This is a genomic window from Sporichthyaceae bacterium (genome assembly GCA_036493475.1).
Taxonomy (GTDB): Bacteria; Actinomycetota; Actinomycetes; order Sporichthyales; family Sporichthyaceae; genus DASQPJ01.
The window spans coordinates 1-14,419 of the sequence record DASXPS010000188.1 but is presented as its reverse complement, the minus strand read 5'-3'; the positions used below and the strand labels follow the sequence as shown (position 1 = coordinate 14,419).

Annotated in this window: 15 protein-coding genes; 8 read left to right on the top strand and 7 right to left on the bottom strand. The window is 67.9% G+C overall.

Features of this window, described 5'->3' with window-relative positions; all coding sequences use genetic code 11:
- Positions 1 to 24 precede the first annotated feature (24 nt).
- Genes VGJ14_18470 through VGJ14_18460 form a run of 3 tightly spaced genes read right to left on the bottom strand, consistent with a single transcriptional unit; the run spans position 25 to position 3,712 of the window.
- Positions 25 to 1,425, bottom strand: coding sequence for a hypothetical protein (locus tag VGJ14_18470; GenBank protein HEY2834413.1), 1,401 nt, complete (start codon positions 1,423 to 1,425; stop codon positions 25 to 27).
- Positions 1,422 to 2,933 carry an AarF/UbiB family protein gene (locus VGJ14_18465; GenBank protein HEY2834412.1) on the bottom strand — a complete coding sequence of 504 codons (1,512 nt, stop codon included), beginning with the start codon at positions 2,931 to 2,933 and terminating at the stop codon, positions 1,422 to 1,424. Before VGJ14_18465 ends, VGJ14_18470 begins: the two co-directional genes overlap by 4 nt.
- The gene (locus VGJ14_18460; GenBank protein HEY2834411.1) at positions 2,930 to 3,712 is read right to left on the bottom strand and encodes a TetR/AcrR family transcriptional regulator; all 783 of its coding nucleotides are present in this window, start codon (positions 3,710 to 3,712) and stop codon (positions 2,930 to 2,932) included. The genes VGJ14_18465 and VGJ14_18460 overlap by 4 nt, the downstream gene beginning before the upstream one ends.
- 238 nt (positions 3,713 to 3,950) lie before the next feature.
- On the opposite strand from VGJ14_18460, the gene VGJ14_18455 reads away from it, so the two are divergent.
- Positions 3,951 to 4,430, top strand: a complete 480-nt coding sequence (locus VGJ14_18455; protein HEY2834410.1) for a hypothetical protein — start codon at positions 3,951 to 3,953, stop codon at positions 4,428 to 4,430.
- 69 nt (positions 4,431 to 4,499) lie between these two features.
- Complete coding sequence (locus tag VGJ14_18450) at positions 4,500 to 5,117, top strand: YceI family protein (protein ID HEY2834409.1); 618 nt, start codon at positions 4,500 to 4,502, stop codon at positions 5,115 to 5,117.
- A gap of 199 nt (positions 5,118 to 5,316) precedes the next feature.
- Here VGJ14_18450 and hypB read toward each other — a convergent pair whose 3' ends face one another.
- The 4 genes from hypB to VGJ14_18430 all read right to left on the bottom strand — a co-directional run bounded on the left by hypB (position 5,317) and on the right by VGJ14_18430 (position 7,640).
- Positions 5,317 to 6,111, bottom strand: coding sequence for a hydrogenase nickel incorporation protein HypB (gene hypB, locus VGJ14_18445; protein ID HEY2834408.1), 795 nt, complete (start codon positions 6,109 to 6,111; stop codon positions 5,317 to 5,319).
- A 21-nt stretch (positions 6,112 to 6,132) separates the two neighbouring features.
- Positions 6,133 to 6,474, bottom strand: a complete 342-nt coding sequence (locus tag VGJ14_18440; GenBank protein HEY2834407.1) for a hydrogenase maturation nickel metallochaperone HypA — start codon at positions 6,472 to 6,474, stop codon at positions 6,133 to 6,135.
- The gene (locus VGJ14_18435) at positions 6,467 to 7,018 is read right to left on the bottom strand and encodes a helix-turn-helix transcriptional regulator (GenBank protein HEY2834406.1); all 552 of its coding nucleotides are present in this window, start codon (positions 7,016 to 7,018) and stop codon (positions 6,467 to 6,469) included. Before VGJ14_18435 ends, VGJ14_18440 begins: the two co-directional genes overlap by 8 nt.
- 88 nt (positions 7,019 to 7,106) lie before the next feature.
- Positions 7,107 to 7,640: a YceI family protein gene (locus tag VGJ14_18430; GenBank protein HEY2834405.1), complete on the bottom strand. Its 534-nt coding sequence runs from the start codon at positions 7,638 to 7,640 to the stop codon at positions 7,107 to 7,109.
- A 269-nt stretch (positions 7,641 to 7,909) separates the two neighbouring features.
- Here VGJ14_18430 and VGJ14_18425 point away from each other — a divergent pair, with 269 nt between their 5' ends.
- Genes VGJ14_18425 through VGJ14_18400 form a run of 6 tightly spaced genes read left to right on the top strand, consistent with a single transcriptional unit; the run spans position 7,910 to position 14,266 of the window.
- Positions 7,910 to 8,917, top strand: a complete 1,008-nt coding sequence (locus VGJ14_18425; protein HEY2834404.1) for a hypothetical protein — start codon at positions 7,910 to 7,912, stop codon at positions 8,915 to 8,917.
- Positions 8,918 to 8,922: 5 nt separating this feature from the next.
- Positions 8,923 to 10,731 carry a nickel-dependent hydrogenase large subunit gene (locus tag VGJ14_18420; protein HEY2834403.1) on the top strand — a complete coding sequence of 603 codons (1,809 nt, stop codon included), beginning with the start codon at positions 8,923 to 8,925 and terminating at the stop codon, positions 10,729 to 10,731.
- Between the two features lie 2 nt (positions 10,732 to 10,733).
- On the top strand, positions 10,734 to 11,618 hold the full coding sequence (locus VGJ14_18415) for a NifU family protein (GenBank protein ID HEY2834402.1): 885 nt from the start codon (positions 10,734 to 10,736) through the stop codon (positions 11,616 to 11,618).
- Complete coding sequence (locus VGJ14_18410; GenBank protein HEY2834401.1) at positions 11,618 to 12,298, top strand: DUF5947 family protein; 681 nt, start codon at positions 11,618 to 11,620, stop codon at positions 12,296 to 12,298. The genes VGJ14_18415 and VGJ14_18410 overlap by 1 nt, the downstream gene beginning before the upstream one ends.
- Positions 12,291 to 12,956 carry a DUF6084 family protein gene (locus tag VGJ14_18405; GenBank protein HEY2834400.1) on the top strand — a complete coding sequence of 222 codons (666 nt, stop codon included), beginning with the start codon at positions 12,291 to 12,293 and terminating at the stop codon, positions 12,954 to 12,956. Before VGJ14_18410 ends, VGJ14_18405 begins: the two co-directional genes overlap by 8 nt.
- A complete protein-coding gene (locus VGJ14_18400) occupies positions 12,953 to 14,266 on the top strand; it encodes a hypothetical protein (protein ID HEY2834399.1) in 1,314 nt (437 codons plus the stop codon). Before VGJ14_18405 ends, VGJ14_18400 begins: the two co-directional genes overlap by 4 nt.
- Positions 14,267 to 14,419: the final 153 nt, after the last annotated feature.

Below are 14,419 nucleotides of genomic sequence, written 5' to 3'. Positions count from 1 at the left end.
CGGGCGGGCGAAGAAGATGCAGGCTCAGGTGAGATGGGCGCGCAGCCGGTCGGCGGCGGCCAACGCGGCGATCAGGCATAGCGCGATCCACGCGGCGAGCCGACCGTGACCGGTGGTGCAGCCACCACCCTGGATGGACCGACAGGACGCGGCGGTCGGGGTCATGGCGACGGGGTGCAGCGCCACCGTCGGCGCCGTCGCGGATTGGGTGGTCTGCGGCACGGCCGGTTGCCCGAACGTGGGCGGGTTCCCCGGCAATGCGGGCAGGCCGGGCGGCTGTAGGGCCGGCGGGTGAATCAGCCCGAAGCCGGAGTCGAACGGGTTGGCGTACGCGGTGCCGTCGGTGCCGGCCCGGGTGCCGCCCAAATCCAGGTCCACCGCCCCGCCGTCACCGAGCACCAGGGTGGCCAGATCCGCCACCAGGTAGCCGAAGCCCAGCGCCTTGGCCAGGCCGCAGTCCGGGCTCGCCTGCAGCGGGGTGACGAAGGTGAGCAGTTGGGTGCGCACCGGCTGCAGCGCGATCAGGGCCTGGGACAGGGCCTGGCGCAGCGTCGGGGTGGCGGCCACCGACAGGCGCAGCGGGGACACGATCACGCCCGTCTTGCTGCGGGTGACCGTGGGCATGTTCAACGACAGGCCCAACGGGGTCAGCGCGCCGTTCGCAGCGGCGAACGCGGACTGAAGTTGGGTCGGGTCGCCGGTGGGCAACGTCTGGCCGCCGACGGTGATCGAGGAGACAGAGAACCCGCCGTCGGTGCCGGTCTTCGCACCGGTGTGATCGCCCGCCGTCCATTGAATGCCGGACAACTGCACCAGCCCGCCGCCGAGGGACAGGGTGGAGACCGCGCTGGTGGCCGAGGAATCCCGTTGCTTACCCGGCGTCAGCTTGGCTGCAGACGACGCGGTGCCGCCGATCACCTGCAGGACACCCGGTAGGTCCATGCTCATGCCGTCCACCGCGGCCTGCGCCGAGGAGTTCGGTGCCGCGGCGCCGTACTGACTGCCCAACTGCACGGGGCTGCCCGCGCCGGCGGATGCGGTGTGTTGCGAGGCGGCGCCGTCGCCGGAGGACACCACGACCGCCTCGGGCATGGAACCGGCCGGGAAGATCGAGCCGGGGGAGTAGCCGCACGCCAGCGGGGCCTTGGAGACAGTGTCGAACAGGCCGAGGTCGACGTTGGCCGCCTCCGCATTGCCCTGCGCACCGGCAAACCGAGTGCGCGCGACGCCCAAGCCGAAGCCGATGGCCGCGCCGGAGGAACGCAACTGGATGCGCGCCACACCGGCCGAGGAGGTGCCGGTGCCGGGCACGAACGCGGTCGCTGCGGAGGCCGGCGCGGCCGCCAGAGCGCCGAGCCCCAGGGTGCCGGCCAGCGCGGTGCAGGTGAGCGTGGCGTACAGCGGAGTCCGCAGACGATTGGTCATGCCGTGGCCTCTCCGGCGGGTTTGACGATGGCGCCCAACAGGATCGTGGTGAGCTCCTGGGGGTATTTTCCGGTCATGTACGCCAGCAGTGCTTCCATTTCGCGCAACATGTGGGTCTCGGGCGCGAGCGCCGTCGCGAACCCGTTGAGGTAGAGCAAGTTGCGGGAGAACAGCACCAGTTCCTTGGGTGCCTTGAAACCGAACTTGAGCAGCGACGCAATCACCGCACGCATCTGACCGGTAATCAGCGTCAGGTCCAGCGAGTCGAAGCTGGCGTCGGTGAACTCGAGGACCAGTGACTGGTACTTGTCCAGCTCGGCCACCGCGGCCTCCAGGTCGACGCCCTCGGGCAGCGCACCCATCTCCGCGGCAGCCATGATCTGGCCGCGAGAGTCCTGCTGCATGGCTGCGACCAACAGCCGCACCAACAGCGCCCGCTCGCGGGCGTCGATCCGCCCGCACACGCCGTAGTCGACCAGCGAGATCGTGCCGGTCTCGGTCACCAGCACGTTGCCGGAGTGCAGGTCACCGTGGAAAACCCCGTAGATCAACGCATGTTCCAGCACACCCGAGACGGCCAGACGGAGAAGTGCCGCGCCGTCCATCGCATCGCCGTAGCGTTGCCGGGCCGCGGTGTAGGGCACGCCCGGTACCCGCTCCATCACCAACACCTCGGTGGTCACCAGACCCGGGATCGGCCGGGGCACGCGGACGAATCCGGTGCCGGCGTGCTCACTGGCCACCGCGATGTGCATCATGTTCAGGGCCTCGAGGCGGAAGTCCAGTTCGGCCAGCACCAACTCGCCGGCCAGCGGCAGGATCTCGGTGGCGTTGCTCATCCGCGCCGACGCGCTCACTTTGTTGATTGCCGCGGTGAGCACCGACATCACCCGGAAGTCCGCGCCGAAGCGGCGCCGCAACCCCGGCCGTTGCACCTTGACCACGACCTCGGTGCCGTCCAGCAGCACGGCTTCGTGCACCTGCGCGATGCTCGCCGCAGCCTTGGGGGCCGGGTCGAAGGAGCGGAACACCTCGGAAATCGGCCGACCCAGGGAGGACTCCACCGCGCGCTGCGCCTCGCCGTCGGGCATCGGCGGCACCTCATCGCGGCACCATGCGAAGGCGGCCACCCACTCGTCGGGCAGCAGACCCTGTGCGGTGGCGATGGACTGACCCACCTTCACATATGCCGGGCCACCGGCGTGCACCAACTGTTGCGCCCGCCGTACCGCGGCCGACCCGTGCCGCTTGCGTCCCGCGTCGAACAGGCCGAGCAGGGAGAACCAGCAGAAGCGCAGGAGGGTACGCAGCACGGCGCCCGCCGTGTGTCGCGACCAGCGCGGCTTGGCCAACGACGCGGCCTGTTCGCGGATCCGCGGCAGGGCGCGCTCGGCGTGCCCGCGCAGCTGGTCGAGTTCGATGTCCAGGCCGTCTCGTCCGGCCATCCACTCCGACGTGGTGGCCAGCTCATCCAGATCCGGCAGCGGCGGAGGCGCAGTCCTGCTCATGACGTGCGCCCCCTCGGTAGCTGCGGGTGCAGTTCAGGACTGTCCACCACGGCCCGCGCCGCCTCGATCATCGCCGGCACGTTGGACAGCACCGCGACCACATCGATGCGCTCCATACCACTGGAGGACAACCCGCCCCAGACGAACTTGGCCACGTAGTCGACAAAGTCCTGCCGGCTCATCGCGCGACGCACCAGCCACCACTCGGTGGCGGAGAGCATGAAGCCGACGATCCCGAACGCCCACGGCTCGGCCGCACCGGAGTCCACGCCCGCGCCGCGCATCACCGAGCCGATGACCATGGACAGGTGACCGCCCGCGGCCATCGCCATGGGCAGTTCGCTCAGCCCGGCGGCGGGCAGGTCGTGCACCCCGCGCAGCACCCAGCCGTAGATCTGCGGTTCGGATTCCACGAACGCCACGAACACATCGAAGGCCTTGGCGATCAGTTGCTCCGGTGCGCCACCGGAGAGCACGGCCAGCACGGCGTCGGCGGCGACGGTCTCGCTCAACTTGCCGATGACCGCGGCGGTGAGGCCGAGCCGGTCGGTGAAGTGGTCGTAGAGCACCGGCTTGCTCATCCCGGCGCCGGCGGCCAACTCGGCCAGCGTCGCCTCGGGGCCGAGGCGGCGGATGGCGTCAATGATCGCCTCGAGGTACTCCTCGCGGCGCACGGAGCGCCCGGCCGTGGACCCGACCGGCCGACCGGGCCGGCGCCGCGGGGGTGTGCCGGCGCCGGCGGTCGGCGGGCCGGCGGCGGTCGGGTTGCGCGTTCCCATCCCGACCTCCCGAGTGCCGCCGTACATTTGTCCTGTTAGGTGCTGGACGCACCATAGCTCCCAGATGCACAATAACCCGATGTTGAGTAGGTTTGTAGCCCTCCCGAAGCAGATTTTTCGGGCACAGTGCTATCTACCTGGGCTGATGCTCACGCTTGGCTCCGCCGTGGCCGGTGAAGTAATCCGACTTGCGGTAGGTAAAGTGCATCCCCCGTCGTGCCGCAGGCTCGGAGGAGACATGGGGCAGCCGTTTTTGTCCACGGAGTGGATCCAGTCGGTGATGGCCGTGCGCGACGAGTACGTCGACCAGCTGCCCGAGGTGCCGGTGCCACCACTGCGGGTGAACCTGCAGGTCACCGGCGTGCCGGCGGAGGTGGCCACGGACGGCGTGGTGCTCGCGCACGCGGACACCGGTGGTCCCGGGCTGGCGCTCAATGTCGGTCCGCTGCCCGATCCGGACCTGACCGTGACGCTGGACTACCAGACCGCCTACGACCTGCTGGTCACCCAGAAGCCCAACGCGGCGCTCGGCGCGTTCCTCAGTGGGCGGATCAAGCTCGTCGGCGATCTGGAGCGGCTGACCCAGACCACCGGCTTCGATCCCGCGGCCATTCCCCAGCTACTGGCGGGCCTGGGTATCACCGGGTCGTCCACCCTCGCCGACATCGACCCGGTGGCCGCGGAGATCGGCGGCCGGATCCGCGCGCTCACCGCCTGACGGCGACCGCGGCCGTTTACCGGCCCGCCGAAACGGGCACTACGGTGACGCCAGGAAGCGGGTGACCGCGTGGCTGATCGTGAAACGTTCCGTTTGGTGAGCGAGCAATGCGCCGTCCTCGTGGGGGCGCAGAGCACGGCGGGTCCCATCACCTTCGGGACGATGACGCTCGACGGCCATGCCGAGTTCGCGACGCCCGAGATCGACCTCGATGCTGCGGTGCCGCTGGCGGCGTTCATGCGGATCCCCGTCATCTCCCTCGAGTCCGGCAACAAGCTCTACGACTCCGAGCTGCAACGGCGTCTGGACCAGCGGCGCTTCCCGAACATCACGGTCGAGATGTGCGCCGCGAACCCCCGTGGTGGGGGGCGGTTCGCGGCGGAGGGCGACCTCACCATCTCCGGCACCACGCGGCGCATGATGGGATTCCTCGACCTCGCCATGCCCGACGAGAACACCTTGATCGCAACGGGTGGCGAGAACGTGGACATGCGGGAGTTCGGCATCGAGATGCCCTGGATCCTGGCCTTCAAGATCTACCCTGAGGTCAGCGTGCAGTTCCGTCTCACCGCGACCAGGGCACGGCCCGACAGTTCCAGGAGGCGTGACCGTGGGGTTCCTTCTAGCATTCTGCGCCGGGTGGCTGACCTGCGCCCGGGGCGGCCAGACCGCGGAGGAGGTCGTTGACGCGCTGAAGGCCGTCCGGAACTCCGAGGAGGTCGCTGACCTCACGGCCGCTCTGCGGCACCACGCGGGGTACTCCTTGAAGGCAATCGGCGAGCGATTGCTTGATCCCGGGGACAACAAGCCCGGGTCGGTCATCGACATGTTGGCCCGGGTGCGCTCCATGGTTGCGCCGATGGGCGCAACGTCTCGCCGGCCTTGATCAGCTCGGTCCGGCGGCTACCGGAATCGTGTGTTCCAGCAGCCACGCACACCAGTCGTCGATGCCGAGCCCGGTGCGCGCGCTGATTTCCAGCGTTCGCACCGTCGGGTTGATCCGGCGCAGGTTGGCCTCGAACAGCGCCATGTCGACGTCCAGGTGCGGTAGCAGATCCACCTTGTTGACCAACACCAGGTCGGCCGAGCGGAACATCACCGGATACTTCAACGGCTTTTCCTCGCCCTCGGTGACGGAGTAGACCATCACCCGCAGCTGCTCGCCGGTGTCGAATTCCGCGGGGCAGACCAGGTTGCCCACGTTCTCGATGAGCATCAGATCGAGGTCGTCCAGCGGGAGTCTGCTCAGCGCGCGGCGGACCATCGGGGCGTCCAGGTGGCACTCACCACCGAAGCCGTTGCCGGTGTTGACGAGCTCCACGACCGCACCGAGGCCGGCCAGGCGGTCGGCGTCCAGGCTGGTCTCGATGTCACCCTCGACGACGCCGATCCGCAGCTTGCCCGCCAGTCGGGCCAACGTCTCGCAGAGCAGCGTGGTCTTGCCGGCGCCGGGGGAGGACATCAGGTTGACCGCGAACACGCCGGCCGCGACGAGGTCGGCCCGGTTGGCGGCCGCGATCCGGTCGTTCTCGTCGAAGATCCGCTCCAGCACCGTCACACGTTCGGTTGCGGTGGCGTAGCCGGACAGGTCACCGACGTCGTGGGTGTGTGCGCCGTCGTGGTCGTGTGCATGGGCATTCCCATGGCCGTCCGGTCCGTCGTGCCGATGGAAGCGGCCCATCGTTGTCACCTCCGGGTCTGTTCAGACCGGCACCAGATCAAGGGCCGTCACCGCGAACTCCTCGCCGGCCTCGACTCCGACGTCCAGACCCCCGCAGCCGGCACAGACCAACGCCAGCGGCTCGGCAAGAGCACTGCGGACACCGCACATGCGACAGATCAGCACCGCGGCAACACGGTCCACGTCGAGTGTTGAGCCGTCCAGGCTGGTGTTCTCGGTGAGCATCGACCAGCAGAACGTCAGCGCTTCGGGCACCACCTGGCGCAGTTGCCCGATCTGCAGATGCACCACCTCGACCCGGCGATCACCGGCCCGCCGCGAGGCGATTTCGGCTATCGCGCCGCACAACGAGAGCTCATGCATGGCCGGCCCGAGGCCGGACCGGGGTGCATTCGACCTCGGTCTCGGCGTGGCCGGCGAAGCGTTGCAGGCTGGGTCGGGCGTTGGCGGTCAGCTGCCCGGTGGGCAGCGGCATGGCGGCCTCGTGCTGGTGGCCCGCGGTGTGGTGCCACACCCCGTGGTGCCAACTGCCGTGTGTCGGCGTGTCCACGTCGTTCGGGTAATGCAGCCAGCATCCCTGATCGCCCGGCGTGGTCCGGGCCGCTTCGATGGGCTCGGCCGGCACGGTGCCGTCGTCCGGGATCCACCGGTTCGGATCTGTGGTCAGCCCCAATAGGTAGGTGACCGTGCATTCCAGAGCGATTGCCAGTTCGGGTAGCCGCCCGATGTCGATGCCCTGACCGTGTTCCATCGCGGACAACGTGCGGTTGGTGGCACCGACCCCGAGTTCGGTCAATCGATCGACCACTTCCAGCTGGGTGAGCCCCAGATGCCGGCGCCGTTCCGCCAGTTGCAGCGCGCAGACCCAATGCCGCTGCCGGTTGATCTCGTTCGGTGTCGGCCTCATTGCGCGACCCTTCGCAGAACGGACCCCCCATGTTTCCCCGTGGAGGGGTCGGGGTCAACGATTCCGTCACTCCCCAAGCCGGCTGTGCTCATGCACCCGATAGCCGGATATCCACCTCGATCCCGACCTGGTCGGACAACCGCAGTGCGCCGAGGAAGGCCTTGTAGGGCTTGATGCCGAACGAGGTTTGCCGGATGGTCCCGGTGGCCCGCCATGTCTGTGGGCCGGTGGCGGTGACCTGCAGGATCAACGGGGCAGAACTCCCGGCGATCTGCAGGGCGCCCGTCAACTCGCCGCCGTCGCCGTCCGAGCGCACCTTTTCCGAGCGAAATTCGATATTCGGATGGCGATCCGCGTCGAGCACCTTCAGCGCGCTGCGGGTGATCTCCTGCCGATCGCCATCGGTGAGCGCCGCGACGCCGCCGACCCCGGAGACCACGCGTAGCGAGTTGACCTGCACGCGCGCCGATACCCGGGCTGCGCCCGGGTCACCGTCAGGCAGCTCCAACTCGCCGCTCCAGGAGCCGAACTCGATCTCCAGATCGTGCCCGACCTTGGCGGCCACGCCCTCCCGAGTGGTGCGCACGACGATCCGACCTTGTTCCGGTCCTAACGCGGTCATGCGCAGCACCGTAGCTGCTGTGTCCAGTCGCGACGGGCTAACCGATTCCGGGATTTCCGGACTCCGCGACCCCGATTTTCGGGGACTCTCGCGGGGCCGTATTTGCGGAGAATTCCCTTACAGAAATGGAAAATCTGGCTCTTGTGGAGATCCAAATTCGGCGTAGAGTGCCGCACATTCGACGATCGGGGAACGGGGAACGATCGCGCGCCCGGGAGGTTGCAGTTATGGCGACGGCGACAGACGAAGGTGTCGTACACATCCTCTGGATGAACGGGGGTCTGGGTTGCGACGGCGACTCGGTTGCACTGACCGCGGCCACCCAGCCGAGCATCGAGGAAATCGTGCTGGGCGCGCTGCCCGGCCTGCCCAAGATCGCGGTGCACTGGCCACTGATCGACTTCGAGTGCGGACCGGAAACGGGTGCGGACAACTTCATCGAGTGGTGGCACAAGGCCGACCGCGGTGAGCTCGAACCCTTCGTGCTCGTGGTGGAGGGTTCGATCCCCAACGAGGAGTTGAACAAGGACAACGGCGGCTACTTCTGCGGATTCGGCAACGACCCGGTGACCGGCCAACCACGCACCACCAACGAATGGCTGGACCGGTTGTCGTCCAAGGCCACCGCGATCATCGCGGTCGGCACCTGCGCCACCTACGGCGGCATCCACGCGATGGCCGGCAACCCGACCGGCGCGATGGGCGTGCCCGACTATTTGGGCTGGGACTGGAAGTCCAAGGCCGGCCTGCCGATCGTGTGTGTGCCCGGCTGCCCGATTCACCCGGACAACCTTTCCGAGACGATCACCTATCTGCTCTACCAGGTCGCCGGGCAGGCCCCGATGATCCCGCTGGACAGCGAACTGCGCCCGAAGTGGTTGTTCGAGGCCACCGTGCACGAGGGCTGCGACCGCGGCGGTTACTACGAGCAGGGCCAGTTCGCCACCGAGTACGGGCAGCCGACCTGCCTGGTGAAGCTGGGCTGCTGGGGCCCCGTCGTGAACTGCAACGTGCCCAAGCGTGGCTGGATCAACGGCATCGGTGGTTGCCCGAACGTGGGCGGTATCTGCATCGGCTGCACGATGCCCGGTTTCCCGGACAAGTTCATGCCGTTCATGGATGAACCGCCGGGCGCCAAGGTCTCCACCACCGCGAGCGGGGCCTACGGCGTGGTCATCCGCACGATGCGCAAATTCACGATGAACACCCTCAACAAGGAACCCTCATGGCGTGCACGCGGCCCGGAACTCAAAACCGGCTACCGGAAAGGTCGGTGAGTTGAGTGACCACCACAACCAAGCCCAGTAGCTACATCAGCGCCAAAAGCGACCAGTCAAACCTGACCGAGATGGCGTGGGACCCGATCACCCGCATCGTCGGCAGCCTGGGTATCTACACGAAGATCGACTTCAAGCAGAAGGTCGTCGCGGAGTGCTACTCCACATCCTCGATCTTCCGTGGCTACAGCCTTTTCATGCAGGGCAAGGACCCGCGGGACGCGCACTTCATCACCAGTCGCATCTGCGGGATCTGCGGCGACAACCACGCCACCTGCTCGGTCTACAACCAGAACATGGCCTACGGGGTGCACCCGCCGGCGCTGGGCGAATGGCTGATCAACCTCGGCGAGGCCGCGGAGTACATGTTCGACCACAACATCTTCCAGGAGAACCTGGTCGGGGTGGACTACTGCGAGAAGATGGTCGCCGAGACCAACCCCGGTGTCCTGGAACTGGCGAACCGCACCGAGGCGCCGCATGCGGGCGAGCACGGCTACCGCACCATCGGCGACATCATGCGCTCGCTCAACCCGCTGTCCGGTGAGTTCTACCGCGAGGCTCTGCACGTCTCCCGCTACACGCGCGAGATGTTCTGCCTGATGGAGGGTCGCCACGTCCACCCGTCCACGCTGTACCCCGGCGGTATCGGCACCACGCCGACCATCCAACTGTTGACGGACTATTACACGCGGCTGATGCGCTACGTGGAGTTCATGAAGAAGGTCGTGCCGTTGCACGACGACCTGTTCGACTTCTTCTACGAAGCGTTGCCCGGCTACGAGCAGGTCGGCTTCCGGCGCACCCAGTTGGTCTGCTGGGGGGCCCTGAACGACCCGGCGCACTGCGACTTCAAGTACGAGAACATGACCCACTGGGGTCGGAAGGCCTTCGTCAGCCCCGGCGTCGTTGTCGACGGCAAGCTGCACACGAACGACCTGGTGGAGATCAACCTCGGCATCCGCATCCTGCTCGGTAGTTCGTACTACCAGAGCTGGGAGGACCAGCCGATGTTCGTCGAGAAGGATGCGCTCGGCAACCTTGTCGACCGCAACCACCCGTGGAACCAGACCACGATCCCGGACCCGCAGAAGCGCGACTTCGACGACAAGTACAGCTGGGTCATGTCGCCGCGCTGGTTCGACGGCAAGGACCACCTAGCGGCGGACACCGGAGGCGGCCCGATCGCGCGTCTGTGGGCGACCGCTCTCGGCGGGCTCGTTGACGCCGGCGGCTACGTCAAGGCGACCGGGCACAGTGTGCAGATCAACCTGCCCAAGACGATCCTCAAGCCGGCCGCCAGCTTCGAATGGAAGATCCCGAAGTGGTCGAATGCACTGGAGCGCAACCGCGCTCGGACCTACTTCCAGGCCTACGCGGCAGGGTGCGCCCTGCACTTCATGGACATGGCGCTGGCCGAGGTGCGGGCCGGGAACACCAAGACCTGGACCCCGTTCGAGGTCCCGGATGAGGCGTTCAGCTGTGGCTTCACCGAGGCTGTGCGCGGCGTGCTCAGCCACCACATGGTGATTCGGGACGGCAAGATCGCCAATTACCACCCGTACCCGCCGACGCCATGGAATGCCAGCGTGCGTGACGTGTACGGGACGCCCGGTCCGTACGAGGACGCGGTGCAGAACACCCCGATCTTCGAGGAGAACTCTGCGGACAACTTCAAGGGCATCGACATCATGCGGGCGGTGCGCAGCTTCGACCCGTGCCTGCCCTGCGGCGTGCACATGTATCTCGGCCCGGGAAAGACGATCCAGACGATCCACAACCCGGCCACGATGCCGCAGACGCTGGCGACCTGACCATGCCAGCGGTCGGCAACGATGTGGGGTCGCGCGTCGAGGCCCTGCTGGCGCAGTTGCACCGGCAGGGCGGGCAGGCCACGGCCGACACCGGTGAGGAGTTGGTGCGCGAGCTCGTTGCGTTCTACGGCGAGGGGCTCGCGCACATCGTGGGGATCCTCGTCGAGGACGCACCGGAGGTGATCGGTGCACTGACCGGTGACCGGTTGGTGGAGTCCCAGCTGATCCTGCACGGGCTGCATCCACTCTCCGCCGACGAACGGATCGAGCGGGCGCTGGACGAGGTTCGGCCCTACCTCGGTTCGCATTCCGGCGGGGTGGACTACCTCGGCGTCGACGACGCCGGGGTGGCCCACCTGCGGCTGGACGGCAGCTGCAGCGGTTGCCCGTCCTCCACCGTCACGGTAAAACTGACCATCACCGATGCCGTGCTCGGCGCGGCACCGGAGTTGGTCGGGATCGAGGTCGAGGGGCAGACGGCCGTGCCGGAAAAGCTCCTGCAGATCGGCCGTCGGCCGGGCTCGGACACCCCAGTGACCACCTCGACGCCGGCGCTCCCCCCGGTGTGGCTGCATCCCTCCGCCCGCGACCTGCCCGCCGAGGGCTTCGCCGCACTGGCGGATCTGGAGGGCCGCACGGTGCTGATGGCCCGACTCGGCGAGACCTACTACGCCTACGCCGAGCATTGCCCGTCGTGCGATCGGTCGTTGGCCGGCGAGCCGACCCCACTGGACGGTGACGTGCTCACCTGCGTCTCTTGCGGGGTGCGCTACGACGCGCGGTTGGCCGGCCGGGCGCTCGATCGGCCGCGTCTGCATCTGGATCCGTTGCCGCTGCTCGACGACGTCTCCGGGATCCGGATCGCCCTGATCCCCGCGGCAGTGTGATGAGGGGCGCGGCTGGTCTGCGACGGTTCGTCGGGCCCACCGGCTCGGCGTTGCCGTTCACGCTGAGCCAGCCCCGCCCGCGCGGTGAGGGTTGCGAGATGTGCAACGCGGACATGACCATCGGGCACTCGCACGTGGTCAACATCGAGACCCGCAGCCTGATGTGCACCTGCCGGGCCTGCTTCTTGCTGTTCACCCACGACGGTGCCGGTCGGGGCAACTACCGGTCGGTGCCCGACCGTTACCTGGTCGACCCGGATTTCCAACTGACGGAGGGTCAGTGGGAGGAGCTACAGGTCCCGGTCTCCATGGCGTTCTTCTTCCACAACTCCGCCCAACAGCGCGTGATTGCCCAGTACCCGAGCCCGGCCGGTGCCACCGAGTGCCTGCTTGATCTCGCTGCCTGGGACACCATCGTGCGGGAGAACCCGTTGGCGGCCGCGTTGACCCCGGACGTCGAGGCGCTGATCGTGCATCGCACCCGGGAGGGCAACGCGAGCTATCTCGTGCCGATCGACGCGTGCTACGAATTGGTCGGGCTGATCCGGATGCACTGGACGGGCTTCGACGGCGGGCCCGAGGCGCGCGCGGACATCGCGGAGTTTTTTGGCCGGATGGCCAAGCGGTCTCGTCCGCTGACGCCCGACACGGACGTCCGGACGGGGGCGGACCGTGGTTGATCTGCGCTTCGCGTGCATCGACGTCAGCTCCGACCCGTATGCCGCCGGGCCGACGCTGGTGTTCCGATTGCGGGTGAACGAGGCGACCGGCGAACGGATGCACGCCCTCGCGCTGCGGGTGCAGATCCGCATCGAGCCGCAGAAGCGTCGCTACGCCCCGGTCGAGGCGGCGAGACTCAACGATTTGTTCGGCGATCCGAGCCGCTACGCGGACACCCTCAAGCCGTTGCAGTTCGCCATGGCCTCGGTAATGGTGCCCAGCTTCACCGGCGACATCGAGGTCGACCTGCACGTCCCGTGCACCTATGACCTGGAGGTCGCCGCGACGAGCTACTTCCATGCGCTGCAAGAAGGCGAGATTCCCTTCCTGCTGCTGTTCAGCGGCACGGCGATTGCCAAGGGCGACACCGGGTTCAGCGTCAGTCAGGTGCCCTGGAACCTCGAGTCGGAATACCGGCTGCCGGTCACCGAGTGGCGGGCAATGATGGACCGCTTCTTCCCCAACGGCGGTTGGCTGCGATTGAGTCGGGAGACGCTGGAGGCACTCGGCGCATACAAGAACGTCCGCGCGCTGGCGACCTGGGAGCAGACCATCGAGGCCCTGCTGGCGGACTCCCTGCTGGCCGCCGGGACGTTGCCGGGGGAGCAGGTGCCATGAGCCAGGACGTGTTCGCGACGGCCCGTCAGGTCGCTGATGCCGTGCTGTACGAGGGGTACGTGCTCTATCCGTATCGGGCGTCCTCGTCGAAGAACCAGACCCGGTGGCAGTTCGGCGTGATCATGCCGCCCGGGTACGTGGCCGCCGATTCCTCCGAGCGATGCGCGACCCGCACTGAGATTGTGTTCGAGGCCAAGGCGAGCGCCGAGCTGACGCTGGCGCTGCGCTTCCTGCACGTCGCGCATCGCAGTGGTGGGGACGCGCCGGACTGGGATGAGACAGCTGAGCGCCAGGTCGATGTCACCGTGTCCGTCAACGCCCTACGCGCCGGCCCGCACACCGAGTCCTTTGAGTTCGCGGGCGCGCTGGCGATCGACGGCGAGGTATCCCGGCAGACGCTGCCCGTCCGCGGCGCGATCGTCCTTGCGGTGACCGAGTTGCCCGGCCCGTACGGTGCCCTGCGCCTCACCGTTGAGGTGGAGAACCGCACCGAGACCACGGCGCCCGATCGCGACCTCGCGCTGCGGCACGCACTGGTTTCCGCGCACACGATGTTTGCCCTCGACCGTGGCCGTTTCCTGTCGATGACCGACCCACCGGAGTGGGCCAAGCCCGAGGTGAAGGCTTGCCGCAACGAGGGCTCCTGGCCGGTCCTCGCGGACGGGGAGCGGGTTGTGCTGGCCTCACCGATCATCCTCGGCGACCAGCCCGAGATCGCGCCGGAGAGCCCCGGTGAGCTCTACGACTCCACCGAGATCGACGAGATCCTGATCCTGCGCACCATGACGCTGACCGACGAGGAGAAGGCCGAGGCGCGGGCCACCGACCCGCGGTCCGCCGAACTCATCGACCGGGTCGACTCGCTGCCGCAGGAACAGCTCGATCGCCTGCACGGCGCGCTGCGCTACCTGCGCCACGTCACCGGCGAAGGTCCGGCCACCTCGCAACCGGACGAGCCCCCGACCTACCTGGTTCCCTCAGCGCCGTGGTGGGACCCGGGCGCGGACGCCTCGGTCAACCCGGACACGGACTCGATCCTCATCGATGGCGTTCGGGTGGGCCGCGGCAGCTCCGTCCGGTTGCGGCCCGGCAACCGGCGCACCGATGCCCAGGACCTGTTCATGCGCGGCAAGGTTGCCACCGTGGAAGCCGTGTTCTTCGACGTCGACGGTCAGCAGCACCTCGGCGTCACCCTCGACGACGACCCCGAGCTCGCCGATATCGCCCGGGCCCAGGGCCGGTTCCTCTACTTCGCCCCGGACGAGGTCGAACCGCTGCGCGACGAATCCTCGATCGAGGTCCGCCGGTGAGCGAGCGACGGATGCTGGTGGCCGGCGTCGGCAATATCTTCCTGAGCGATGACGGTTTCGGTTCCGAGGTCGTGCGCCGCATGCAGGGGGTGCCCGTCCCGGCCGACGTGGACGTGCTCGACATCGGCATCCGGGGCGTGCACCTGGCGTACC

Coding starts and splice junctions, on each gene's coding strand:
- VGJ14_18470 (HEY2834413.1), bottom strand. CDS start 1,425: ATGACCAATCGTCTGCGGACTCCGCTGTACGCCACGCTCACCTGCACC.
- VGJ14_18465 (HEY2834412.1), bottom strand. CDS start 2,933: ATGAGCAGGACTGCGCCTCCGCCGCTGCCGGATCTGGATGAGCTGGCC.
- VGJ14_18460 (HEY2834411.1), bottom strand. CDS start 3,712: ATGGGAACGCGCAACCCGACCGCCGCCGGCCCGCCGACCGCCGGCGCC.
- VGJ14_18455 (HEY2834410.1), top strand. CDS start 3,951: ATGGGGCAGCCGTTTTTGTCCACGGAGTGGATCCAGTCGGTGATGGCC.
- hypB (HEY2834408.1), bottom strand. CDS start 6,111: ATGGGCCGCTTCCATCGGCACGACGGACCGGACGGCCATGGGAATGCC.
- VGJ14_18440 (HEY2834407.1), bottom strand. CDS start 6,474: ATGCATGAGCTCTCGTTGTGCGGCGCGATAGCCGAAATCGCCTCGCGG.
- VGJ14_18435 (HEY2834406.1), bottom strand. CDS start 7,018: ATGAGGCCGACACCGAACGAGATCAACCGGCAGCGGCATTGGGTCTGC.
- VGJ14_18430 (HEY2834405.1), bottom strand. CDS start 7,640: ATGACCGCGTTAGGACCGGAACAAGGTCGGATCGTCGTGCGCACCACT.
- VGJ14_18425 (HEY2834404.1), top strand. CDS start 7,910: ATGAACGGGGGTCTGGGTTGCGACGGCGACTCGGTTGCACTGACCGCG.
- VGJ14_18415 (HEY2834402.1), top strand. CDS start 10,734: ATGCCAGCGGTCGGCAACGATGTGGGGTCGCGCGTCGAGGCCCTGCTG.
- VGJ14_18410 (HEY2834401.1), top strand. CDS start 11,618: ATGAGGGGCGCGGCTGGTCTGCGACGGTTCGTCGGGCCCACCGGCTCG.
- VGJ14_18400 (HEY2834399.1), top strand. CDS start 12,953: ATGAGCCAGGACGTGTTCGCGACGGCCCGTCAGGTCGCTGATGCCGTG.